This window comes from Dyadobacter sp. LHD-138 (assembly GCF_030929615.1).
Lineage (GTDB): Bacteria > Bacteroidota > Bacteroidia > Cytophagales > Spirosomataceae > Dyadobacter.
The window spans coordinates 90,750-115,230 of the sequence record NZ_JAVFVU010000028.1 but is presented as its reverse complement, the minus strand read 5'-3'; the positions used below and the strand labels follow the sequence as shown (position 1 = coordinate 115,230).

The following is a 24,481-nucleotide window of genomic DNA, read 5'->3' as shown; positions in this document are numbered from 1 at the left end:
CTCCATGTTTGAATTTCTTTATGAGCTGCTTTGCGGACAAAATCCGGATCCGATTTTTGCAACAGATATTTATCCTTTTGTAGGTCTGTTTACACTGGTTTTCGCCTTTGTTTTCACGCTTGTATTTTACATAATTCTGGGAAGGAGCAGACCTGTCTGGGACAAAACCGTTCACTGGGTCATCACCATGGTCATTTTACTGATCATCGCATTTGGCTTTGCCTACAACCATGCGCAGACGGTCACCGAGGAAAGTGAAAATTCTTTCTTCTATACTTTTGCAATGGTCAACACGCTCTATGCGTTTATTTACTACGTCCTGTTTTCAATCTTGTTGAAAAGATTTTCGATTTTCGCCAAGCGCACTCCCTTTTAACCCGTCGATTTAGCACAGATTATGCCTACAAGAAATACGTTTGTTTTTGGAATTGGTGGAACAGGGGCGAGGATCGTTCGCTCTTTGACAATGCTGCTTGCGGCAGGTGCAAAACTCAACGATACAAATAAAATTATTCCGGTTATTATTGACGTCGATGCGGATAATGCCGATACGAGCAGGGCATTGGCGGCGCTTAAAACCTATAAATTTATTCGCTCACACGGATATAGCAACACCGAAGAAATTCGAGATGGTTTCTTCAATGCCAACCTGAATACACTGAGCTCTATCACACCGGAAAACGATTATTCAGAAGGACTAGATGATTCATTTCAATTGCAATTTGAAAATCTGGAAAAATCATTCATTGAGTACCTCGATCCGAGAGGCGAGCTTGTGGGCGATATTAACATGGATCTGCTGGAAGCGCTTTACGATAATTCCAGTCACAACGACCCAAATACAGAATTAAATCTGAAATTAAATCAGGGTTTTAAAGGAAATCCAAACATTGGCTCCGTTGTTTTCAATAATCTGGCCAATACAAAGGAATTTAAGTTTGTATTGAAAAGCATTGGAGAACATGACCGAATATTTATTGCCAGTTCTATTTTTGGGGGAACAGGCTCCTCAGGCTTTCCGCAGTTGGTGAAATTGCTGCAACAGGAAGAAAAACTGCGAGGGAATAAGTATGGTGCGCTTACTGTGATGCCTTATTTTAATGTCACCGATGATAGTAAAAGTGCTATCAATTCGGATATGTTTAATTCCAAAACAGAGGCGGCGCTTTCTTATTATTTGAAATATCTGAATGGTAAAATCAACTGTTTTTATCAGCTGTGGGACAGGCCGCTGAAACAGTATGAAAACAAACAAGGCGGTATTGAACAGAAAAACAATGCTCACCTGATAGAATTAATTGGTGCCACTGCCATCATCGATTTCGTTAACAAACCGGACGGCAATTTTGCCAGCAAAGGTCAAACACAATATTTCGATTACGGAATAAAGAAAGAAGATCAGGTCATTGACATCAGGCATTTTTATCCCAATACTGCCAAAACGGTTATGGAGCCGCTGACGCAGCTTACTTACGCCATGAAAATTTATCTGGAAACATTGCCAGAGTTCCGTAACGAAGCTTTTTATAAGGAATTAAACTTGGCTGATAAATACTCGAATAACGAATTTTACCAGAATCTAACGGCTTTCTTTTCGGTACATTACAAAAACTGGCTGGTAGAAATGTCCGGGAATGAGCGGACTTTTCAGCCTTTTAATCTGACTCAGGATCTGAATGCGCTGGTGAGAGAAAAACCGATTGAGGTCAAGAAAGTGCTAGGGATAGTAACCAAGGCTGGAATTTCAGAAGCATTTCTGAAAACTGAATTAGGAAAACTTGAAGACGAGTTAAAGAAAAGCATCCCGGATCAGGATAAACGTTTCTTTAAATTGCTCAACCGTATTTCTGTGGAATGCTACAAAAAACTGGAAGCACTTCCATCCATGATCTAAATCTCATAGCCATGCCTTCATACATTTTTAGAAAATATCCGGGTTACAATCCGAACGAAATACAAGACTGGAGTCAAAGCACAGGAATTGATCCTGCCAGTTTTGATCCTGAAAATATAGCTTTTGGCAGAGGTGCGTCCAAGGCGGGAACTTCGATTCCCTCGCCCATGGCGCGGCTTGAACTCTTTGATACTGCCTTTCAAATTGTCGCTTCGGATCGCGGAAGTCTGGATGGAAATACGATTTATCATCAGCTTGTGTCCGATTGTCTGGATGTGTTTCAGCTCTTGTTTAATGCCAAAAATTCTGAAATCGGTCCCGGTAAAAAGATCTGGTTTAAGGAATGGAAAGTTCAGGAAAACATTGGCCGACTGAAAGAAAGGGGGAAGGATCACCCACACAATCTGCTGGCAAAATCACTGGAACAGATTTTCAATGATAAGGACAGCGACAGATTTTCGGAAATGGACAGCCTTTTCCTGATTTTCTATGAGAATAAGCTATTAGGCGGAACTTCGCCTCTTTCCTTATTTTTTACAACGCCAAACTGGACGCGGTACATCAAGAATAACGATATCAAAACAGTTCCGCAGAGCGCTGACGGGAAATTGTTTTTCAGCAATGATTACCGTCCGCTGTTCAAAAGGGATAGGGAATTCATCGAATATATTTACAAACTTTCTCTTCAATTTAGACCGGCATTTGCCAAAGCGGATGGATTTCGGAAATATCTGAACAAAACGGTGGATCGATATTTTCCGGATTTCAGACATCAGTTTCCTGATTATCAGCAGGCGGGTGTCAGTTTGATGGATGCTGAGTACAGTAAAATAAAAACGAATGTTGACGGGAAATTTCTAACCGTCAACGGGCTTTTCTTTTTCCATCAAAAAGAAGAAAAAGAAAAGGAAAAAATAAAATCGGTCAGCGACTTTATCATCCGGGCTACCGAGACGAAATACCGGGAACAGTATAACGATAAAAATGAGCAGCAGCTTGTTGAGCCACCTTTGGTTTTAGTCGACGGAATGAATATCCCGGGAGACTACATGGAGAAAAATATGCCATGGAATTCATCCACACGGATTAAGGATTTTTATCACAGAGGAGTTCCTTTGTTTGAAAGAAAGCTGCCACAGGGAAACGCACTTACCACGGTAACCTATCCTTTTCTCACCATTGATGATTTTCTGGAAGATTCTCTGGTGGAAATGCCATTTAACATTAACAGAGGGAAGTTTTACACTGGTTTTGGTGGTGATTTTAAATATTTGCTACCCATCAGGAAGGAATATTTCAACTTCTTCAGCCTGGCAGATTTGAAAAATAATCTATCGGTTGAGGTAAGTGATGGGCAGGTTACAGCGAATCTTAAAATACCTGTAAAAAACCGCAAAGGAGTTTCTGAAATCGTTTTTTCAAGGAAATATGAGAAGGGGAAATCCATTGTTGAATATCGTTCGGATTTGGGAATATTTCCGTTTTATCAGATCAATGATTGGGATCCGAGATTAAAGGACCTGAACGATTACACCGTTCTTTTGGCAGAAAGGAATGAAAAAATGTCGCTGAAAACATTGGCGTTTTATTCTTTCAAAAACTTTGCTGCCGACACGACAAATCTTAACGCGACCGTGGATGAGCGGTCAACCTGGTCGGATATCAATGCAGGGAATTCTGGTTCAACATCAAGATTTTATAAAGTAAAGGAAGCCTTTGATTACATCCAGTTGGCGTATTCTGATCCCAATGGAATCGATTCCGGCGGGTTAATTATTCCGAATTTCGAAACAAAAACTTTTAATAAAGATAACCTTACCAAAGCTTACACCTTTGCCATAGATTTTGGAACGTCAAACACGCATATTGCTTATATGCAAAATGGCGAGGCGTTGCCAAGGCCATTTGATGTTGGCGAGCAGGATCAGCAAATGGTCTTGCTTAATGCGCCGGGTAGGAATGAATCGGGTGGGAATAAATTCGATTCCTACGGTAATTCTGGTTGGATGGATTTGACATTAAGGAGAGAGTTTTTGCCGCCTGTTTTGGGAGCGGGACAAAATATTTCTTATCCGTTCAAAACGGCGACCTGCGAAATTGTTTCCTTTAACAATGTTCAGAGTAAGTCATTATTCAGCCATATCAATATTGGCTATTACATTGATCAGGAGGAAGTTCAGGCTAGTAATGTGAATTACACGACCAATTTGAAATGGTTGCTGGAAAACGATAATAACGATTCAAATAAAAGTCGGGTTAGTGCATTCTTGAAGCAGCTTTTATTGCAAATCAGAGCCAAATTAATCCTGAATTATGGTAATCCGGCCGATTTGAAAGTGGTCTGGTCCGTTCCGTTAAGTATGGAACGCGGGATTAAGTCGGAGCTGAGAAAAGTCCTGGATAGTGCTTTTAAGGATGTTTTCAAAAATTCGGGCGCCAAACTATTAGATCCAATCCCGGAGTCCGTAGCTCCTTATTTCTTCCTAACCAAATCGGATACAGATATTCAGGATACGGCCAATGTGGTGAACGTGGATATTGGCGGTGGCACGACGGACGTGATGATGTTTATGGAATCTGCCGGAAACCGGATTGATAAATATTTAACAACTTCATTCCGTTTTGCTGGCAGTGATATTTGGGGGAATGGGTATCGGAACAAACTAAAAGACAACGGTTTTATCCGAAATTATCTAGGTTATCAAAAGAAGAATAACATTAGTCCGAATGAGATAAAATACTTCAATAAGGTAAAGGATGACACAAATCTTAGTGCCGATGATTTGGTGAGTTTACTTTTCCGGTACGACGATTTTAAATTCAGTGATTCCATTACGATAGGAAATCCGGATTTGCTGATCATTCCTTACCTGCATTATAGCGCCATTATTTTTCATTTGGTGCAGTTGATTGAAGTGAAGGATTATCCTTTACCGAGATATTTGTCTTTTACCGGAAAAGGAAGTCAGTATATTAAACTGCTTTGTGGAGGAGATGAACGCGATCTGGAAGATTTTACCCGTCTGTTAATTAACGCTTATACAACTAAAACGCTTCAATCCGGATTTAAGATTCATCTGAATTCGAATCCGAAAGAGATCACTGCAAATGGTTCCATATTATATGCTTTGGCTTCGGAGGATGAGAAAGAGAAGTATAGAAAAAATATGGATTTCATACATCCAGGCTTTGATCCGAAGACAAATCCGGAATTGGAATTAAAGCTTTCAACCGGTGTCGGCAGATTTAATGTTTCGGATACGTTCGAAGTTGATAGTCCGCTAAATGTTGCGGTGCTTAAAAATCTTAATGAGTTTTTGGAAAAAACACTCAGCAACCCGGATATCGCGAAATTCCTGAAAGATTTTAAAATCAACGGTCTTAAAGAATCGTCGAGACTTTTGCAGTGGAACAATAATATTTTCAACGGAGAAGGTTTTGTCTACGACAGTTATCGTAAAGTTTTACAGGGTTTACATAAGCAGGAAGGTGAAAACGAGATTGCGGAATCATTATTTTTCTTCGCTTTGAAAGACGCGTTGTACCGGCTTTCAAAAAGTATAACGGAAATCTAACCGGTTGTTTAATGAGAAAGTTGGTTGTTTTCTTTGTGTTTTTGGTTTCCAATTTATCAGTAAAGGCTGACAATGATGCGGATAAACAAATCAGGGAAGCGAAATTTAAGATCGTAAAAGAAAGTATTGAATTTTTGGCATCCGACAAAGAAACATTTAAAGATGCCAAGCAAAGGCAATGCCCAGGTTGTAAAAGTTACGAAGAACTGATAATTTTTGTCAAAAACAACAGGATAAAAAAGGCGGATCAACTGATCGTTGACTGGCAATCCGTTGAGGTTGACGCCAGCGTTTCAAACTGGGAAAAAAGCCTTACCAGCTTTAAAGAGCAAGTAATTGCAAAAATTACGTCAGGTCCCAAGAGTAATCGGAAGAAGTTTTCAAATTATGATGCTTATAAAAACAGGCTGGATTCAATTATTGAAAATGTATCCATATCGGAGCCCATTGAAGATGTGCCTGATATTCAAAAAGTAGAGAAGGAGCAAAGCGTTGTTGTTGAACCAAAGGTAACAGAACCAGTAAAAGTAATGTCAGAAAAATCATCAGAATCAGCTAGTTTTTTTGCGTTTTTACCCGACATTTCAAAAGATATGTCTTATATCATTATCCTGCTTCTATTGGCCGTAGTCCTGTTTTTACTACGGGTGCTTCGCAATAAAAATCAAGTTATCGACAAAAACAGCAAGGCTTTGGAAGACCACCTTCACAAGAGCGGAAGTACAGAATGGCAGTCGAAAAATTTGATTAATGAGCTGAAAGCCGTTCAGCAAAAATTAAAAGAGGCGGAGGTCGAAATTGCTGTTCTTCAGGATAATTTAAGCGCTGAGGCGGAAAGAAATGAACGACTTGCTATCGTGGCAGAAATAGAAAAACCGGTGCAGCAAGTTACCGTTCCGCCATCAGAATCGTCTGTGAAATATGCTAGGTACGCAGACCAGGGGGATGGATTTTCTGATCAGGAATTGCTGGATGCGGAGGATAGCGAAACAATATTTGAGCTGACTATTTTATCTCCAAACACCGCGTCTTTTAAAATATCCGGCAATCAAAATGCGCAACGTTATGCGCTTTCAAACTCTCCTTATTTCCTCGGAAAAACAAGTCAATATGATACTTTTCCATCCGGCAATAGTTTGATTAACACGGATATACCTGGTGAATTGAAACTACAAGGTAGCAAATGGCTGATTGTTAAGCCGATCCAGATTAGTTTTAGTTAACAGAAATATTCAACGAAATGGCGTCAATAGAAAGCCTGAAACAGCAATTAAAGGATCTGCTGATTTTAAATCATGGCGATATAAAAATAACGGAATATCCCAATTTGGTGTCGGACGGGAAAGGACTTGATTTTAATCTTGGACAATTAAATCAGCTTATTCAACAGGTCTATTCTGAAATTGACTGGCGGCCATATGAGATTATTAATACTAAACTTGAACTGATTTTTCGCAAAGGCATCTTGTCGACAGAGCAATTTGAGGAAATTGCGTTGCTTGTCGGAGACAGCGTTAACAGGGATATTATTACGCAATATGTTATAGCAGAGTTAAGAAAAAGAGATTTTAAGCCGCGCGAGATAAATCACGCCGATCCGTTGTCTATTCAGAATAAATGGATGACTGATTTAGTCTGGCTGGATTATAAGGAAAGTCTGATTGAAGTGGAATGGCTTGGTGAAAAGGCTAATTCATTAAGCAAGCTTGGCGATATCTCATTCAACAATAAAGACGACGCAAAATATTTTCTACGAAACGGAAATTACCTGCCCGGGCTGGTCACTGCTTTGACGAAGAGCGCATCAAAAGCAGACGAATTTGCGAGAATAATTGAAGAGGAATTTGATTCGGAAAAGCGCTATTTGCGAATTCTCTATAAATTAAACCCGCGTTTACCGTTTCGGTTTACGGACGGACTTTACACAGAAGTTCCCGTTTTATTACAAAAAGCATGTGAAACTCCAAAAGGATATCAGGCCTTGCTGGAATTGTACAGAAAAGGAATACTTCAAATCTGGATTCAGGAGTCGGATCCGGGGATTGCCTTAAATCTTTCTGCGCAATACGATCTTAATAGTTTTCTCAGGTTCTTGTATAAAACAGATTCCACACTTCCTTTTTTTATTGGGAATCACCGGTTTTTAACACCCGACGCATTAGCAGAATACGCCAAAAAGGATTTTTCGATTTGGCCCGATGTTGCTGAATCTATGGCCGCTAAAAACATTCAGCAATGGTTTACAGGTACTGGAAAAGACGACTGGAATGATCAGATAGCCGGGAGTTATGCATTTATTTTGCACGCCGGGTATTACACGGAGCCGGAAATCAGGCTTGGTATGGTCCAGGCACTATTTCATATTACTAACCTTCTTTCGGATAAACCGAGACTTAAAATTGATCAGGAAAAAGTGCAGCTGCTATCGATCAATGGCGGTGTTGCTCTTAACCACAGTATCAACATAAGTTTGAAAAATGAAGGATATATTAAAGTAAAAGTCTATTTCAAATTCATAAAGGAGGGAATTTCTCTAACCAGGGATATTTTGGAGTTTAATAATCTTGAAGGCAAGGTTAGTGAGAACATCGACATCATCATTGATACTTTTTTACTTCAAAAAGATCAGCTTTATACGCTGGAATTGGTGGTCTCTTCGGTCTATGAGGATATTGTCATACCTGTTGAAATAAAAGTCGTTTTCCCGAAAAAGGCATACATCACCAAACTGGTTTTATACGGTTTGATGACGGCTTGTTACTTTGGCGCTTTTAGATTTCTGCTGGGTATCTGTCTAAATTATAGCGGTTGGTTGGTTCAAAATCCTGTAATTGGGAATCCTGGTGATGTAATCGGCAAGTCGCCACTGTTATCTTTTTTCCTGTTTGCGCTGTTTGTTTTGGGGGGGCTGTTTTCTTTCAAACTGGTTAAAAAATTCGAGAAGATATGAAAGACGGGAAATCAATATTCGTGGTTTTAGTTCTGACTGTCTTTGTAGTTTACGTGATGCGTAATTTTCTGGGACGATTCAGCGCATTTTTCTTTGTTCCAATAGACAATCTACTGTTCATTTCTCACAGTATTTCGCCTGTTTTAATGTGGATGATTTTTGGTTTGTTGATTGGCAGTGTCTATGGTTCTTTTATTGCAATTAAAAAATATAAGCTTGATTATAAGTTGCTTGTGTATCCGGCTCTGGTCCTGCTTATTGGTTTCGTTTTGATTTTACTCGCTTCCTTTGTTACGGAAAAGATTGGGGGGAGGTCTGAGTCCGGGGGCTCCCATGTAGAGGTAAATGAAGCAAACGGTAAATTTTCGGCTCCCTCAAATCAGGCCGAATGGAATGATGTATTAAAAAGAGGAATACAGGCCGTGGAAAATGAAGATGTTGCCACCAGTATCGATCGTTTTCTTATCTTTCGGAATCGGCAAATGATGGATTTTTTGTTCTTTGGGAATAAAAATTTAGCCGCACTGTCTTTTTGCTGAATTACCCCTCGACCGACTGTTCGGCGGTTTGATTACCGAACTTGTTATTCTTTGACCTAAAAATGAGAAGGAAAATTGCTTTTATCTGTGTTGTAATTTCGCTTTTGTATTCCTGTAAAAAAGATGAAGTAGATGAAAAAGTAAATACCACATTGCCGGAAAGGTTCTTTGCACAGTTATCAAACATTGATCTTCTTGAGTTTGACCTTGCTATTGATAAAAATGATGATATATATGTTTCGGGCACTACCAGCGCTATGACCGAAGGAGCAGACCTTGATTTCGGGGGAGTAATTTTAAAGGCAGGTGGAAACCGTGACGCATTTATTGTTAAGTATGATCAAGCGGGTAAAGTTTTATGGGCTAAACTATTGGGTGATAACAGCCAAGAAAATGGACTTACAGTTGGCGTTGATCATGATGAAAATGTATATGTAGCATGCAGATTCAGAGATTCTACCACAATTGAAGGTACAAAATTTAAGACGAAGACATTGCGTAATTCTAGTGGTATTCCCAATTGGGATGACTTATTGCTGGTCAAGCTTGATAAGAATGGGAAACACACTTGGACTAAACAGATTTCCGGTGTGGGATTTGAAACCCTTTCTTCGATAGAAATTAGTGAAGATGGCAAGATTTTTGTGTCTGGAGAATTTTATCAGAGTATCTACTTTGATAAAATTACCTACAATGTAAATGGGAGTGCTTTTTTTGTAGCCTGTTATAACCCCACTGGCGAGCTGGGATGGGCGAAAACGTATGGGGCCGACCACGGTTTATCTCCTTGGGGTGATATTTATAGTTCAAATATGAAACTATCAAGGGATGGTAAAATCATTATAGCCGGATCTTTCGAGGGGCAAAAAAAAATTGAACAAACCATGCTTAATTCTAATGGAGATCAAGATATTTTTATAACAAAGTTAGATAGGCAAGGGCGTGTTGAGTGGGTAAAAACGTTCGGAAGTGTAGGGACTGAAAATTGTAGGGGACTTAGTATTGATGAGGATGGTAATATAAGCATTGGAGGTTTCTTTAGAGGTCCCTTAATCCTTGGTCCTTACTCCTTTAAAACACCAACCGCTTCAGGAGATGCAATTTTAGCTAAGTTTAATTCAACGGGTTCTCTTATCTGGGCTTCACAAATTACCGGCAATGAGGATGAATACATTTATGATCTCGTAGCGCGTAAAAGCAAGCTATATACAGTCGGGTATTTTGGGAGTGTTGGTTATTTTGGAGACTCAACACTGCAAGGTCAGCGTTACACAAACACATTTTTTGCTGAATACACTGATTCTGGGAAGTTTGAAAAAGTGCAGACTTTGGGGAGTTATAGTGCAAGGGGGAGGAGGATTTTGGTTGATAGAAAAGATTTTACGATAGTATTGGGATATTTCGGATCTCCATATACTTTCAACAATTCAGTTTATGCAAATAAAAGTGTGAACGATATTTTTCTTGTGAAGTTTTGAGTATCGACTTAAAAAATGGCGTCGAATGGCTTTTTTTATTAAATAATTGCTGGAACAACAGACAGATAAGGTATTTTATTTAATTAATAAATAATTAAGTGTTTTTAGCTCTATGCACGCTGTGATGGACTAGAATTTTTGAAAAATAAGTAAGTCAAATTGTTGATAATTAATACGTTAATTGTTTTTTTGTAGCGGGTGTCCTTTTTATTTCATATTTAACGAAAATTGGGCGGGAATACGTCGTTGCACCGTCTTAATCAATTTGCTTGAGCTTATAATAGCTGTCGGCAAGCGGTGTAGTATCTGTGAACTGGTAGTTATTATGAAGCTTTGAACTTACCTTTCCGTTTATTTTGGCAATTGTTGTAATGGATTTGGTATCTGCGCTCCTTTCGATTTCAAATCCAGCGTTGTTGGTTTCCGAGCTGGTAGACCAAAAGATAATATTCCCGCTTTCAGATTTTCCTGCGGCAAAATTGATATGAGAACGGGAAGTGCTGTCAGAGAAAAAGCATATACTGCTTAGCCAAATAAAGGTCCGGAGATTCGCTGGAATTTCTATACTCTTGCGCACTTCACATATTTCTTCAATTTCGTCACAGGATTTAAGCGCCTTACTTGGAAAACAATAGCAGTACCTGTCTTATGGGATAACCACGAAAGAACCTATGGCCTGACGATTTGCACTTTTGATCTTGATACTGTATTTCCCGGGAGAAACAGCCGGTAATTTCGGCCTGATGATCTGTTCCTCAGAGAGGATCCGGGGATCGTTGTCTGAATAAACGACTGTTCCCCGAACATCGTAAATCACACTCGTAAATGGTTCAGACACGTTCAGTCCACTTATTTTGAAAGCCATATCCTTACTTTGTCCGGGATTCGGAAGCGCCGTCACCGTCAGCGTGGCGGCACTCGCCTTAATGGCGATGATGGTACTATATTCGTAGGTGTTGTCAAAATCCACTTGTTTGAGCCGGTAATACGTATAAGCCGCATATTCATTAGGATCGGTGTGTCCATAGCGATGAACCGATGTCGTGGAGCCGACCCCTTTCACTTTGCCCACCGTTGTGAAGCCCCAGCCCGGATTGAGGGTGCGCTCTATCTCAAAATAATCGTTATTGGTTTCCTCGCTGGTCTCCCAAACCAGTGCAACGTTTGCATCGTCTATCCGTTTGCCTTCGAATTTGATCAGCGTGACCGGTAGAATTGACGACTTGCATAAATTAACATCACAGGGATCCGCAAGGGGAGAAAGTGCTATTCCGCGCAAATTGAGATAATAATCCGCTTGCGCCATTGCAAAAAGCCGATCGGCGGCAATTTTGACAGGAGAATCGGGAACATTGTGCTGCGCCAGAACCGTCTGGCAGCATGCAAAACAGGCAGCGCAATATAAGATAAATCGCATAAAATTTATTTGATTTTGCTGGTCACTGATCAGAATTCACTTTTCCCGGTTTCAATATTATACATGAAAGGACTCGGATCGGCAACCCACTTTCCTTGATTGCTAAGGGTGTAGGTGGTAATTTTTATGGCGGTATAAACCAATTCGTAGCTTTCCGCAATGCCATTACATCCCGCCTCGCAATCACCCTGTGCTGCGCTGCTTGCGATGCCTGCGACAAAAACATCTTTAAGCTCGATTTTATTGGTCACAACACGACTCTGACCATTCGGAGCTAACCCGGTACTCACAATCTCCATGTCTTCGATGCGGGTGCCTTTGGCCATCAGGGTCCATAGCTTGTTTGAAAGTATGTCTGAGTTCTTGGTAATGATCAAATTTTGAAATACAGGTTTGCCAACACGGGGAGGCCCACCCGAGATAATAGTTTCAGCAGTTCCGCCGAGCTGCCTGCTGGTAATCACAACGTAGTCTCTAAATGCTGCATCGGCATTTCCGTTGGTGGTTAGCGGATCCGCTTTCAAGAAAACTTTCTGAGCAGAAATATGCTGGGCGACAAGGCAAAAAACAAGGGTAACGAAAGGAAGCAGAAGTTTTTTCATAGAAAGAATGCATTAGGGTTTGTGCTAAATATAGTGAATAATCACGATCTGATTATGAAGGAAAGCGGTTTTTATTTCTCCATTTGTTGTATAAAAAACAAGACGTTAAAAATGGCTGGCATTGAACCCTTACAGTGGGGGGCTGATTGAGGGTTCAATTAAAAGAACGCATATGCAACAAGCACGAAAGCCAGCGCTGAAAGAGGGAAAAATGAGCACTTATTGTATTATTCAAAGCGCTATCACGGGTGTTGCATTTTTGAAGTAAGATTCCTTTAATCAATAAGAATATGCATTTCCAACCAATTGTTATTTCAATGTGTCTTTTTATTTTGTTAAGAACCGGTTGTGTAAGGCGTTGTGGAAAGTGGTTTCATTTTCAATGATCTGGTAATGAGCAAAAAATATTAATGATTGTTAAACATTTTAAAAGATCATTCGATATGAAAGTATCCTTCTACACAAGTTTTTTCCTGTTAGCAATGTTTAGCTGTACTTCCGATACAGAAATAGACGATCCAGCAAGTGGTCATGACATTCAAAACGCTCTCCGCAGCGCACAATCACTATGCGATCGAAATTCGATGGTATGGTTGTCAGATATGCTTATCAAAGCAGAAGAAGATCGCATAAGTAAGACGCATAAAGGCAATTACATCGGTGTAATTGCTCTTATTAAGTACAAAAGTCAACCAGTAGTTTACACTAATTTTGGGCTGGGTAGTGGCGGAATAGCCTTTTATCTGTTTGACTGTAACGGAAATCCGGTTAGCTGTGACGCTGATGATGAAGTTGGCAAAATTCCCGGTCTGGCAAGGGAAAATATAATCTATACCAGTTTACAGGAATGACTGACTGCTTCCAAGTGTGTACTTACACTCCGTTTTCGGTCCAATTCTGGTTCACCAGCCAGCGATAGATATCCGCACCAACCTTTGTCCCAGTTGTGCATTTCATTGTTCCATACGTAATTAAAATGGGGATCGACAGTTTTTTTAGATAACCCCAAGGTGGTATGGAAAATGAATAAGTAGCCTTGTTTGAGTCACCAGAACCTGCTATTTCTTCCGCATTTTCTACAATAATATCATCCCTTCGGGATTATCGATAAGTTTAAACAACTTCAATATTAAAATGTTGAAAAAAATTCCTTTCTTTAAAATATACCCGCGGGATTGATTGATCAGAATCCCATTAATACTTGTACTGGACAGCGGTTTAGCTTTGGCTCGAGTGGTGGCCATTGATGTGGCTACTGCCGCTCAATCTTTTAATTTACCCCGTACTTGCAGTAATAAGCGTTGTAATTATACTTTATAAAGAAATTTGTATTCAATTTAATTACCAGCGTCGAATGGAAAAGGATATGCTTCTCTGGCAAAAATTTAAAAACGGCGACCGTGCTGTTTTTGAATGGATGATCCAGGAACATTACCGCATCTTGTTCAATTATGGGAAAAAGTTTCTTCCGGACCACGACGCGCTCACCGATTGCATTCATGACCTGTTCAGCTCGCTCTGGGAACGGCGCCAATTTTTGGGCGTTACGGACCAGATCAAGCCTTACCTGCTTAAAAGTTTAAGGAATCGTATTATTAAGGAAAAGCAGCGGAGCAATATTTTTATTCCCATTGAAAATGAAGATGAACTTTTTCTTAATGAAGAAGACATCGAATCCAGGATCATTATATCTGAATATACGGAGGAAAAGAAAAGGCAGATCGGCTATGTGCTGCACTTGCTGACACCCCGCCAGCAGGAAATAATTTACCTCAAATTCTACGAAAACCTAACAAACGATCAGATCGCCACCGTGCTGACAATTTCCCGTCCAGCGGTTGCTAATTTACTTCACATCACGCTCAAACTGTTCCGGGAAAAGTGGGAAACGCTCTTGCACACCTTTATTATTTTTATTGCTTCGATCTGAATTTCAGAACATTATAGAAGTTATAGAAGAAATTTGAAAAATAGTTCAATTTTTTTCGTGATTTTTTACTGACTTCCCGATTATGTCTGTGTAAGTGCCACAATTATGGTACGTTGTGATGAAATATTATGACAAATACAATTTGGAAGACTTCCTCCTGGACGAGCATTTCAGGGTCTGGGCAGTTCAGGCAGAACCAGATTCGGATGATTTTTGGGTAGAACTCGGCAGGCAGTATCCGGATAAAAAGGTGATCATGCAACAGGCACGTGCATTGGTTAGGACCTGGAATCAAACCAATGCAGAACTTTCCGACGGTGAAATTGAAACTCAGGTATCACGCATTCTGGAAACCACCGAAATCCCATCAATTAAGTCATATGCTTTCAAATTTGCCAAAGCCTGGATCTCAGTTGCCGCTGCATTGATATTCATGCTGGGTCTTGGCTGGGCGATTTCCTTGAAAAGGCAGCATGGAAAATCCGCTGCTGACTACGAGCAATATGTATCCGAATCGATAATTCCTATGAAAGAAGTTGTAAATCGGACAGGCCGGAAAATGAGGGTCAGACTGCCTGATAGCAGCGTAATTTCACTTTCGCCGACAAGCCGGATCAGTTACGCGCAAACATTCATACACAACAAGAAAAGAGAGGTTTATTTGGAAGGGGAGGCATTTTTTGAGGTAAAGAAAGATGCGCATAACCCGTTTTTTGTTTACGCACACGGACTCGTAACACGTGTGGTCGGGACGAGTTTTCTGGTTAAGACGACCGAAGCGAATGTTGAAGTGCTTGTCCGGAGTGGAAGGGTTTCGGTTTTGGCAATGAAAGACATAGACAGCCAGGATAACCGCAACACGGAATTACTCCTGACCCCAAACCAGCAAGCCATTTTTTCTACCAAAGATAACCTGATCTCCAAATCCATCTTAAGCATGCCGGTTGAACTGATAAAACCCGAAACGCAGAGTGGTTTTGTATTCCGGGATCAGCCAATTGATAAGGTTTTTGCGACACTCGAAAAAGTTTATGGTATTCCCATTGTCTACGACAGCAAACTGATGGAGAAATGCGCTTTGAACGTCGAGTTGAGCAACGAACCATTTTTTACGAAGCTTGACATTATCAGCCAGACAATCGGAGCAAGTTACCGCGTCAGCGATGGAAAGGTTATCGTTTCCAGCGAAGGATGCGAGTGAAAATTTAATATTCCTAACTCACATAATTTTAAACTGACTACCTATGACTACATGAGTCTGAATTAAAATAAGCCGGCAACTGGTCCAGAGTTACCGGCTTCAATACTCCACTCTATTTTAAGTAAGTACTTAAAGTCCCTTTGCAGGGATTGAGGGAGGGCTTTGCCGTTAGTGTACACCAAAAACCAATGTAATATTATGAAAAAAAATAGTATACCATTAAAAATTCTGGTAACTGTGATAAAAGTTACATGCATTCCATTTATGATCTCGCTGATCTGCACCAGCTTTTCCTTCGCGAGCGACGGACAGGCACAGGAGCTTCTTAACCGGAAGGTCAGCGTCCAGGCAGAGCGGCAAGAGTTAAAGAGTGTTTTGGCCACGATTGAGAAATCCGCGAAAGTGAAATTTTCATATGTGCCATCCCTGGTTAAAAATCAGAAAGTGACTTTTTCTGCGATGAACCGGACGCTTGATATGGTCTTAAAGGAGCTGCTTGTTCCGCTCCAGATCAGGTTTTCAGTTTCAGGTGATTATATTATTCTAAATAAGAAACAGGAAGATGATGCCAATCCGCAGAAGGAGCAGGGAATGATTACGCCGCTTCCCTATCTGAATCCGGTTGACATTACCATCAAGGGCCAGGTACTTTCCAGCGACAACAAAGAGCCGCTTCCGGGCGTGAGCGTGGTGATCAAAGGCACGCAAAAAGGGGCGATCACCAACTCCGATGGGTCTTACACGCTTGTCGTGCCTGATGAAAAGTCCATTTTAGTTTTCAGCTTCGTAGGTTACGTGTCACAGGAGATCCAGGTTGCTAACCGGTCGTTGCTGGACGTTATCCTGGCCGCAGACATTAAGGCGTTAAACGAAGTGGTTGTAACGGGTTACACCACCCAGTCGAGAAGAGACATTACGGGTTCTGTGAGTGTGATCGATACGGATAAATTACTGTCCGTGCCGGCGACCAACCTTGCACAGCAATTGCAGGGACGCGCGGCTGGCGTTACCGTGGGCACGGATAACACGCCAGGTGGCGGCGTGGCCGTTCGTGTACGCGGGTACGGAACATTGGGGAACAATGATCCATTGTATGTGATTGACGGGGTTCCGACCAAAGGAAGTCTGAACACGATCAATCAGAATGACATTGAATCCATTCAGATCTTGAAGGATGCATCTTCTGCTTCGATTTACGGTTCCCGTGCTGCCAATGGTGTGGTGATCATTACGACAAAGCGAGGAAAAAACGGTGTTCCTAAATTTACCTTTGATGCCTATGTCGGTGTTCAGAAGCTTGCCAAAACGATGGATCTGATGAATACGGAAGAATACGGAAAATATCTCTGGCAAAGTAAAAAGAACGCGAATGTGGTGAACCTGGTGACAGGTAATCCTGAACATGCTCAGTATGGTCGTGGTGCCCAGCCGGTAATTCCCGACTACATCATTCCGGATGGAGCTTCCGCGAGCGACCCGCGTGTGAACCCGGCCAATTATAGCTTTGACCGTTACACAGATCCGCTTTTTGGTAAGACAAAGTTTTCGATTACAAAAGCTAATAAAGAAGGAACAGACTGGATGAATGAGGTTTTTAATCCGGCTCCGATCCAGAATTATCAGCTTGGTGTTTCGGGCGGTACGGAGAAAGGTAGATATGCTTTTTCCGCCAATTATTTCAACCAGCAGGGTATTCTGATCCATAATGGCTACAAACGCTATTCAGTTCGTGCCAACACGGAGTTCACGATCAAGAAAAGGATCCGTATTGGTGAAAACCTGCAGGTTGCTTATGGACAGCGTCAGGGAAACTATGGTAATAACAGTGAAACAAGCCAGGTTTCCAATACCTACCGCGCACAGCCGATCATTCCGGTTTATGACATTGGAGGGAATTTCGCAGGAACATTGGGAAGTAACCTGGGTAATGCCAACAACCCGGTGGGGCAGTTGGTAAGGAACAAAAACAACGGTTATAAGGATTTACGGATCTTCGGGAACACTTATGCAGAGGTGGATATCCTGAAAAATCTGACTGCAAAGACCAGCTTTGGTATTGATGCAACGGTTTCAGCAGGAACGTATTTTACGCCTGTCGAAGTTGAGCTCGCGCACGGAACCAATGTGAACAGTCTGAGTGAAAACCGGAGTTACAGCTACGCCTGGACCTGGACCAACTCATTGACTTACGACAAAACATTTGGAGATCATCATTTAAATGTTTTCGCGGGTCTGGAATCGATCGACTCCTACGGTAACTTTGTCAATGCATCTCGTCAGGGATTCTTTTCCAATGCGGAGGACCTGAGATATATCGACGCAGGTAATCCGTCAACGTCAACCAATAGCGGTTATGCTAGTTCATCGTGGTCATTATTCTCCTACTTTGGCCGGGTCGATTATTCGTTTAGAGACAAATACCTGCTTCAGGGAACCGTTCGCCGCGATGCTTCTTCCCGTTTCCAGGCCGCGTCCCGCTATGCTTCTTTTCCGGCAGCGAGTGTAGGATGGCGCTTGTCGAAGGAAGCATTTTTGTCAAACGTTAACTTCATAACGGACCTTAAACTGCGTGCAGGATGGGGCCAGACCGGCAACCAGGAAATCGGGGATTTCAATGCCTATTCTACTTATCAAAGCAGCCCCAGCAGTAGCGGTTACGGGATCGGCGGCGCGCCAATCGGTTATGTTCAGGGTTTTGACCTGGCCAGATTTGGAAATCCAAATGCAAAATGGGAAACAACTACAACCGTCAATTTCGGCTTGGATGCCAATTTGTTCAAAGGGAAATTTGACCTGAGCCTGGATGTTTTCGATCGCCAGACGAGAGATCTGCTCTATACAAAAGCATATGACCCGCGTCTGGGAGACGCCGTTATTCCTGCGCAGAATATTGCTTCCCTGCAAAACAGAGGTATTGACCTGGGGTTGAATTACAATGACGCATCAATGGACGGACAGCTGACATACAGTGTTGGTGTTAACTTTTCGACCTACCGCAACAAGATCCTAGCTCTTGATCCACAAAATCCGAGTGATTTCCTGCCAGGTTTCTCATTGCGTACGCCGGCAGTAACGCGCTCGATAGCAGGTCGCCCGATCTCGTCTTTCTACGGATATATCATCGATGGTATCCTCCAAAATGAAGAGCAGGTCGCAGCGCACGCGAAATTTCCGGGATATTATGATTCTAATATTTATATCAATGGCGTTAAAACGCAGGGGGTGGGCAAGTTTAAGTACCGCGATATCAACAATGATGGTATTATCAATGCGAAGGATCAGACTTACATTGGTAGTCCGCACCCGGATTTTACCTATGGTATCAATGCAAATGTAGCCTATAAAGGTTTCGATCTGACCATTTTTGCGCAGGGCGTCCAAGGAAATGATATCTTTAATCATGTTCGTTACTGGACTGATTTCGAGGTGTTTCAGGGAAATCGTACCAAGCGTATGCTGTACGACTCATGGAGACCTGATAATCCAAAAGCCAAGCTTCCGATCCTCGATGCCAATGACGCCCAAAGCGGGGAACCTTCGACTTATTTCGTTGAAAACGGATCATATCTGCGGTTTAAAAATATCCAGCTGGGATATACCTTGCCAAAATCAATCCTTTCCAAGATCGGTACGGACCATGTGAAAGTGTATGTGCAGGCGCAGAACCTTTTCACTTTCACCAAATACACGGGACTTGATCCTGAGGTGAACCTGAGAAACTTCAACAGTGGTTCCGACCGTCAGATTGGTGTGGATGAAGGTGTTTATCCAACGCCAAAGTCGATTATCGTAGGTCTTAGTATTGGATTTTAAACAGAACCAACATGAAAAAGATATTCATACTCATTACATTATTCATCGCCGCCTCTTGCAGTGACGCCTTTCTGGAAAAGAAACCTTTGGGCCAGTATAGTCCAGACATTATCAAAACGGTTCCTGGCATTGAAGGCGCATTGACCGGTGCATATGCATTGCTCGACGGTATCGGGACAAGCGGGGTAACTTCCTGGCACGGAGCTGTTTCTAACTGGATTTTTGGCAGTGTGGTTTCAGATGATGCCTACAAAGGATCTGACGCAGGGGATCAGCCTGAGCAGACTTTTATGGAGCGGTATGTGTGGCTGACAACCAATACGCACATTTACGGTAAATGGAGGACGTTGTACGACGGTGTGGCACGGTCTAACGACGTGCTTAAAACGTTGCCGGAGGTGTCAGGCCTGAACGATGCCCGTAAACTGCAAATCCAGGCGGAAGCCAGATTCCTGCGCGGGCATTATCATTTCGAAGCCAAGAAAATGTGGGGAAACATCTCTTACATCGACGAGCAGCTTTGGAATACCAGTGATCCCGGGAGTGTTCAGATCCCGAATACAGAGGATGCCTGGCCAAAAATTGCAGCAGACTTTCAGTTCGCAGCGGAGAACCTGCCCGTAAGCCAGACGCAGCCAGGAAGGCCTACCAAATGGGCAGCGCTTGCTTACCTTGCCAAATGCCACATGTTTCAGGCTTTCCCGAAAGGTCAACCGGATGTAGCCCATCTTACCGCTGCGAAAGCCGCATTGGTTCAGGTGGTTAACAGCGGTAAATACAAATTGATGGATAATTTCCATGACAATTTTGCTGCCGAGACCCGTAACAATGCGGAGTCCATTTTTGAAGTACAGTATTCTGTAACTGCTGCGGATGGTTCTGGTGGTAATCTGGGTGACGAGCTTACTTATATGTACCCTAACGGACCAGGTGGTTGCTGCGGATTTTATCAGGCTTCACAAAATCTGGTTAACTCTTATAAAACGGACGAAAAGGGCTTGCCAATGATTCAGACTTTTAATGATGTGGATGTAAAAAATGACGAAGGTTTGTTGTCATCTGCCCCGTTTGAGCCCTATACGGGCCAGCTTGACTCACGTCTGGACTGGACCGTGGGCCGCCGTGGGATTCCTTTTATCGACTGGGGTATTCACCCGGGTCGTTTCTGGATCCGTGATCAGTCTTATGCGGGACCATACTCTTCCAAAAAGCAGATCGTTAGTAAAGCCGAATCAGGCAAGACCGGAAACCCGAGACAAACCACGAACAATTACCGCCTGATGCGTTACGACCATGTTTTGTTATGGTTGGCAGAATGCGAAGTTGAACTTGGAAATCTTGAAAAAGCGCGTGAATATGTGAATTTGATCAGGCAGCGGGCTGCTAATCCGGGCGGATTTGTTAAAACGGATGATGGAAAGCCAGCGGCCAATTACGTGGTCGGTCTTTATAATGATCCATGGACTAGTGCGACGGCTGCGAGAGAAGCGGTGCGCTTCGAAAACCGCCTCGAGTTTGCGATGGAAGGTCACCGCTTTTTTGACCTCGTGAGATGGGGGATTGCTATGAACGTGCTGAACAAATATCTGGACAAAGAGAAAAATTTGCGGACCTATCTGAGTGGTGCGCGGTTTGAGGAAAAGCACCAGTATTACCCGATTCCGCAACAGGCGATCGTTTACAGTACAAAAAATGGTCAAGCTACTTTACAGCAAAACCCTGGTTATTAACAGTATACATGGCGCAGCAAAGAAGCTGTTTTAAAATATGGCTTCTTTGCTGTAAATTATGATTTAAAATTACCCATTAATGTTCAAGAACTTCTTTAAATCTTACCTCATATTGCCGCTCGGGGCCGCTGTACTGGCGTCCTGCGGAGGTAAAGTTGACTTGCCGGATGATGTTGCAGCAGAAATGTCAACACTGTCAGAGCCGATCGATTATACGTATGATGTCAAACCCATCTTGTCTGACCGGTGTTTTGCCTGCCATGGCCCGGATGCGGCGCATCAGAAGGCTGATTTGCGGCTGGATGTTGCTGAAGCCGCTTATGAAAAAGAAACGGAAAGCGGCCTGAAAGCGATCAAACCAGGGAAGCCGGGCAAAAGTGAACTGGTGCACAGAATTCTTTCAACAGATCCGGACATTCTTATGCCCACGCCGGAATCACATTTGTCGCTGACAGCGCGAGAAAAGGCGATTTTGGTGAAATGGGTGGAAGAAGGTGCGGAATACAAACCGCATTGGGCATTTACGAAAGTGGAAAAATCCAAACTTCCGAAAGTCAAAAACGAAGGCTGGGCTAGGAACGATATCGACAGATTTATCCTTAACAAACTTGAAGAAAAAGGTGTAAAGCCAGCACCCGAAGCGGACAAAACCACATTGCTCCGCAGAGCATATCTTGACATTACAGGCCTGCCGCCAACACCGGAAGAAGTGAAAGCTTTTTTGGCGGACAAGTCTCCGAAAGCATATGAGAACGTAATCGATAAACTGCTGGCCTCGCCGCATTATGGAGAGCATATGGCAGTTTCCTGGCTCGATGCGGCTCGTTACGCAGATACGCAGGGGTACCAGGACGATGGTATGCGCACAGCATGGCCGTTCCGCGACTGGGTGATCAAGTCTTTTAACCAAAATCAGCCTTATGACCAGTTTGTAACCTGGCAGCTCGCGGGAGATATGTTACCGAAGCCCACGCGTGATCAAATGGTAGCGACAGGCTTCAACCGCATGCACCAGCAGAGCCAGGAGGGAGGGATTATCCCGGAAGAATACAGGACGGCTTACGTTACTGACCGGGTAGATACTTTTGGCAAAACATTCCTGGGCATTACCGTGGAATGTGCCCGGTGCCATGACCATAAGTACGACCCGATCAGCCACAAGGATTATTATTCGTTGTATTCGTTTTTTAATAATAATAATGAAAACGGGCAGATCCCTTACAATGGAGAAGCCAGTCCAAGCATCAGCTTGCCGACACCGGAGGCAGAAGCAAAGCTGAAATTTATACACGCCAATCTTGGCAAGGAGAAAACGGGACGGGAAAAGCGCATGGCAGTAGCCGAGCAGAACTTCCGACAATGGCTTGCCGCTGCCGAAGCTAATCCGGAAAAGGCATTGCTTCCGGCATCCAAAGATCTGGCGGGACATTTTACGTTTGATGAGCCGAAAGGAAAGGAATTTCAAAATCTGGCCGATCCGAAACACAAAGCCAGTTCGGAAGGCGACGACAGCTTGTCGAATATAGCCTCACGGCCCGGAAAGATCGGGAAAGCGCGATACATGTATGGCGAGAATCCGGTTGGGTTCGGTGATAAGTTTGCTTTTTTCGAGCGCAACCAGCCTTTCAGCGTCAGCATCTGGCTGAACCTGCATGACCCTGCGGTAACGGGCTCGCTGATCCACAAATCCAATGGTGTCATGAATGGCTACCGTGGCTGGAATGTTTTCCGCGAGGCGGATGGTCGTATTAAAGTGACAATGAGTCATGTTTGGCCTGAAAATGCGATTGAGCTGCAAACAGTGGATAAGTTTCCGATGAACAGATGGACGCAGATCGGGTTTTCTTATGACGGTTTGAGCAAAGCAAATGGTCTGAAACTGTATATCAACGGGCAGCCTGCAAAAGTGGTTGTGCACAATGATAACCTTACCGAAAGTATTCTTTACGGAAAGAAAAAAACGAACTGGTATGTGGACAGGCTGAATATCGGCCATCTGTCTGATCAGCGCACCAAGAACTTCGAAGTGGATGAGTTGAAGATCTATACACGTCCGCTCACGAGTCTTGAAATGCTTGGTCTTTATACATTAAAAAATGAATTGATCACAGCGATCAAAACGCCGGCTGCCACGCGAAATCCTGCCCAGACAGCTTCATTAAAGGAGTATTATTTCAACAACATTGATCCTGAATTCACAAAACACCTGGCCGAAAGCAGGAAACTGATCGGGGAGGAGACAGAAATTCTGGACAAGGAAATTGATGTGATGGTGATGAAAGAGCGCAAGTTTCCGCGGAAATCTTTCATCCTCAACAGGGGCGCATACGATGCCCCCGGAAAACCGGTAAATCCGGATACGCCCGACAGTTTCTTTAAAATCCCGAAAGATTATCCAAAAACCAGGTTGGGACTCGCCAAATGGCTTTTGCATGAAGATCATCCGCTCTTTACCCGTGTGACGGTGAACCGGTTCTGGATGATGTATTTTGGTCAGGGATTAGTGGTTTCCAGCGACGATTTTGGTAACCAGGGAGAGCTGCCCACGCACCCGGAGCTGCTTGACTATCTGTCGGCAACATTTCGGCAATCGAACTGGAATGTGAAAGCTATGCAGAAAATGATCGTGATGTCCGCGACTTACAGACAATCTTCCAACGGAAATAACAAAACGCGGGAAAATGATCCGGATAACAGACTTTATGCGCGCGGTCCGAGCTATCGCATGAGTGCGGAGCAGATCAGGGACAATGCGCTGGCATCTAGTAGCTTGCTTACGCCAAAGATTGGGGGTAAAAGCGCATATCCGTATCAGCCAGGTGGCCTTTGGGAAGCACTGGCGACCCGGAATGACGTCACATATAAGCAGCAACACGGGGATAGCCTTTACAGACGGAGCCTCTATACGATTTGGAAACGTAGCGCGCCACCGCCGATGATGCTGAATTTTGATGCAGCAGAAAGGCATTTCTGTATTACAAAAAGGCAAAAAACCAGCACCCCGCTGCAGGCGTTGGTGGTGATGAATGACCCGCAGTTTGTAGAAGCTTCACGTGTGCTTGCTCAGCAGATGCTGAAAAAAGGTAAAACACTGGATGAACAGATCGCATATGGGTTTACGGCGCTCACGAGCAGGCCGCCAAGCGCAAAGGAAATATCCATTCTGAAGGAGCTCTACGAAGAGGAATATGCTGAATTCAGCAAGAACCCGAAACGTGTGAAAGAAATCCTGTCGACAGGGGAGTATCCTGTTGACAAAATGCTGAATCCCGCCCAGGTTGCGGCGGGAACGATCGTGGCCAGTACCGTGATGAACTTTGATGAATTTTTGATCAAGAGATAAAAGAAAAAT

The 24,481-nt window shown here is 43.0% G+C and carries 16 protein-coding genes; 13 read left to right on the top strand and 3 right to left on the bottom strand.

The genetic code is table 11. From position 1 onward, the window contains the following. Window positions 1-4 precede the first annotated feature (4 nt). From RB622_RS19995 to RB622_RS19965, 7 genes are all read left to right on the top strand, one after another. Window positions 5-376: a hypothetical protein gene (locus tag RB622_RS19995; RefSeq protein ID WP_308048391.1), complete on the top strand. Its 372-nt coding sequence runs from the start codon at window positions 5-7 to the stop codon at window positions 374-376. Between the two features lie 21 nt (window positions 377-397). Then, entirely contained in the window at window positions 398-1,894 is a 1,497-nt protein-coding gene (locus tag RB622_RS19990) for a hypothetical protein (RefSeq protein WP_308048390.1), read from the top strand. Then, complete coding sequence (locus RB622_RS19985; RefSeq protein WP_308048389.1) at window positions 1,855-5,469, top strand: hypothetical protein; 3,615 nt, start codon at window positions 1,855-1,857, stop codon at window positions 5,467-5,469. The genes RB622_RS19990 and RB622_RS19985 overlap by 40 nt, the downstream gene beginning before the upstream one ends. An 11-nt stretch (window positions 5,470-5,480) precedes the next feature. Continuing rightward, window positions 5,481-6,692 carry a hypothetical protein gene (locus RB622_RS19980; protein WP_308048388.1) on the top strand — a complete coding sequence of 404 codons (1,212 nt, stop codon included), beginning with the start codon at window positions 5,481-5,483 and terminating at the stop codon, window positions 6,690-6,692. A gap of 17 nt (window positions 6,693-6,709) precedes the next feature. Further along, window positions 6,710-8,419, top strand: a complete 1,710-nt coding sequence (locus RB622_RS19975; protein WP_308048386.1) for a hypothetical protein — start codon at window positions 6,710-6,712, stop codon at window positions 8,417-8,419. Further along, a complete protein-coding gene (locus RB622_RS19970) occupies window positions 8,416-8,958 on the top strand; it encodes a hypothetical protein (RefSeq protein WP_308048385.1) in 543 nt (180 codons plus the stop codon). The genes RB622_RS19975 and RB622_RS19970 overlap by 4 nt, the downstream gene beginning before the upstream one ends. A 62-nt stretch (window positions 8,959-9,020) precedes the next feature. Then, window positions 9,021-10,436, top strand: coding sequence for a hypothetical protein (locus RB622_RS19965; RefSeq protein WP_308048384.1), 1,416 nt, complete (start codon window positions 9,021-9,023; stop codon window positions 10,434-10,436). 256 nt (window positions 10,437-10,692) lie between these two features. Here the strand turns inward: RB622_RS19965 and RB622_RS19960 are convergent, their stop codons facing one another. The 3 genes from RB622_RS19960 to RB622_RS19950 form a co-directional block, all read right to left on the bottom strand. Next, window positions 10,693-11,013: a hypothetical protein gene (locus RB622_RS19960; protein WP_308048383.1), complete on the bottom strand. Its 321-nt coding sequence runs from the start codon at window positions 11,011-11,013 to the stop codon at window positions 10,693-10,695. A 69-nt stretch (window positions 11,014-11,082) separates the two neighbouring features. Continuing rightward, entirely contained in the window at window positions 11,083-11,853 is a 771-nt protein-coding gene (locus RB622_RS19955; RefSeq protein WP_308048382.1) for a hypothetical protein, read from the bottom strand. Between the two features lie 29 nt (window positions 11,854-11,882). Next, window positions 11,883-12,455: a type VI secretion system tube protein Hcp gene (locus RB622_RS19950; protein ID WP_308048381.1), complete on the bottom strand. Its 573-nt coding sequence runs from the start codon at window positions 12,453-12,455 to the stop codon at window positions 11,883-11,885. A 443-nt stretch (window positions 12,456-12,898) separates the two neighbouring features. On the opposite strand from RB622_RS19950, the gene RB622_RS19945 reads away from it, so the two are divergent. The 6 genes from RB622_RS19945 to RB622_RS19920 all read left to right on the top strand — a co-directional run bounded on the left by RB622_RS19945 (window position 12,899) and on the right by RB622_RS19920 (window position 24,472). Further along, window positions 12,899-13,306, top strand: a complete 408-nt coding sequence (locus RB622_RS19945; RefSeq protein ID WP_308048380.1) for a hypothetical protein — start codon at window positions 12,899-12,901, stop codon at window positions 13,304-13,306. 503 nt (window positions 13,307-13,809) lie between these two features. Next, window positions 13,810-14,385 carry a sigma-70 family RNA polymerase sigma factor gene (locus RB622_RS19940; RefSeq protein ID WP_308048379.1) on the top strand — a complete coding sequence of 192 codons (576 nt, stop codon included), beginning with the start codon at window positions 13,810-13,812 and terminating at the stop codon, window positions 14,383-14,385. A gap of 118 nt (window positions 14,386-14,503) precedes the next feature. Then, window positions 14,504-15,586 (top strand): FecR domain-containing protein, encoded by a 1,083-nt coding sequence (locus RB622_RS19935; RefSeq protein ID WP_308048425.1) that lies wholly within the window; start codon window positions 14,504-14,506, stop codon window positions 15,584-15,586. Window positions 15,587-15,784: 198 nt separating this feature from the next. Beyond that, complete coding sequence (locus RB622_RS19930; RefSeq protein ID WP_308048378.1) at window positions 15,785-19,399, top strand: TonB-dependent receptor; 3,615 nt, start codon at window positions 15,785-15,787, stop codon at window positions 19,397-19,399. Window positions 19,400-19,410: 11 nt separating this feature from the next. Next, window positions 19,411-21,129: a RagB/SusD family nutrient uptake outer membrane protein gene (locus RB622_RS19925; RefSeq protein ID WP_308048377.1), complete on the top strand. Its 1,719-nt coding sequence runs from the start codon at window positions 19,411-19,413 to the stop codon at window positions 21,127-21,129. A gap of 79 nt (window positions 21,130-21,208) precedes the next feature. After that, window positions 21,209-24,472, top strand: coding sequence for a DUF1553 domain-containing protein (locus tag RB622_RS19920; protein ID WP_308048376.1), 3,264 nt, complete (start codon window positions 21,209-21,211; stop codon window positions 24,470-24,472). Window positions 24,473-24,481: the final 9 nt, after the last annotated feature.

What these genes read in the sequence shown, in the direction of transcription:
- RB622_RS19995 (WP_308048391.1), top strand. Translation starts at nt 5, where the DNA reads ATGTTTGAATTTCTTTATGAGCTGCTTTGCGGACAAAATCCGGATCCG.
- RB622_RS19990 (WP_308048390.1), top strand. Translation starts at nt 398, where the DNA reads ATGCCTACAAGAAATACGTTTGTTTTTGGAATTGGTGGAACAGGGGCG.
- RB622_RS19985 (WP_308048389.1), top strand. Translation starts at nt 1,855, where the DNA reads ATGCTACAAAAAACTGGAAGCACTTCCATCCATGATCTAAATCTCATA.
- RB622_RS19980 (WP_308048388.1), top strand. Translation starts at nt 5,481, where the DNA reads ATGAGAAAGTTGGTTGTTTTCTTTGTGTTTTTGGTTTCCAATTTATCA.
- RB622_RS19975 (WP_308048386.1), top strand. Translation starts at nt 6,710, where the DNA reads ATGGCGTCAATAGAAAGCCTGAAACAGCAATTAAAGGATCTGCTGATT.
- RB622_RS19970 (WP_308048385.1), top strand. Translation starts at nt 8,416, where the DNA reads ATGAAAGACGGGAAATCAATATTCGTGGTTTTAGTTCTGACTGTCTTT.
- RB622_RS19965 (WP_308048384.1), top strand. Translation starts at nt 9,021, where the DNA reads ATGAGAAGGAAAATTGCTTTTATCTGTGTTGTAATTTCGCTTTTGTAT.
- RB622_RS19955 (WP_308048382.1), bottom strand. Translation starts at nt 11,853, where the DNA reads ATGCGATTTATCTTATATTGCGCTGCCTGTTTTGCATGCTGCCAGACG.
- RB622_RS19950 (WP_308048381.1), bottom strand. Translation starts at nt 12,455, where the DNA reads ATGAAAAAACTTCTGCTTCCTTTCGTTACCCTTGTTTTTTGCCTTGTC.
- RB622_RS19945 (WP_308048380.1), top strand. Translation starts at nt 12,899, where the DNA reads ATGAAAGTATCCTTCTACACAAGTTTTTTCCTGTTAGCAATGTTTAGC.
- RB622_RS19940 (WP_308048379.1), top strand. Translation starts at nt 13,810, where the DNA reads ATGGAAAAGGATATGCTTCTCTGGCAAAAATTTAAAAACGGCGACCGT.
- RB622_RS19935 (WP_308048425.1), top strand. Translation starts at nt 14,504, where the DNA reads ATGAAATATTATGACAAATACAATTTGGAAGACTTCCTCCTGGACGAG.
- RB622_RS19930 (WP_308048378.1), top strand. Translation starts at nt 15,785, where the DNA reads ATGAAAAAAAATAGTATACCATTAAAAATTCTGGTAACTGTGATAAAA.
- RB622_RS19925 (WP_308048377.1), top strand. Translation starts at nt 19,411, where the DNA reads ATGAAAAAGATATTCATACTCATTACATTATTCATCGCCGCCTCTTGC.
- RB622_RS19920 (WP_308048376.1), top strand. Translation starts at nt 21,209, where the DNA reads ATGTTCAAGAACTTCTTTAAATCTTACCTCATATTGCCGCTCGGGGCC.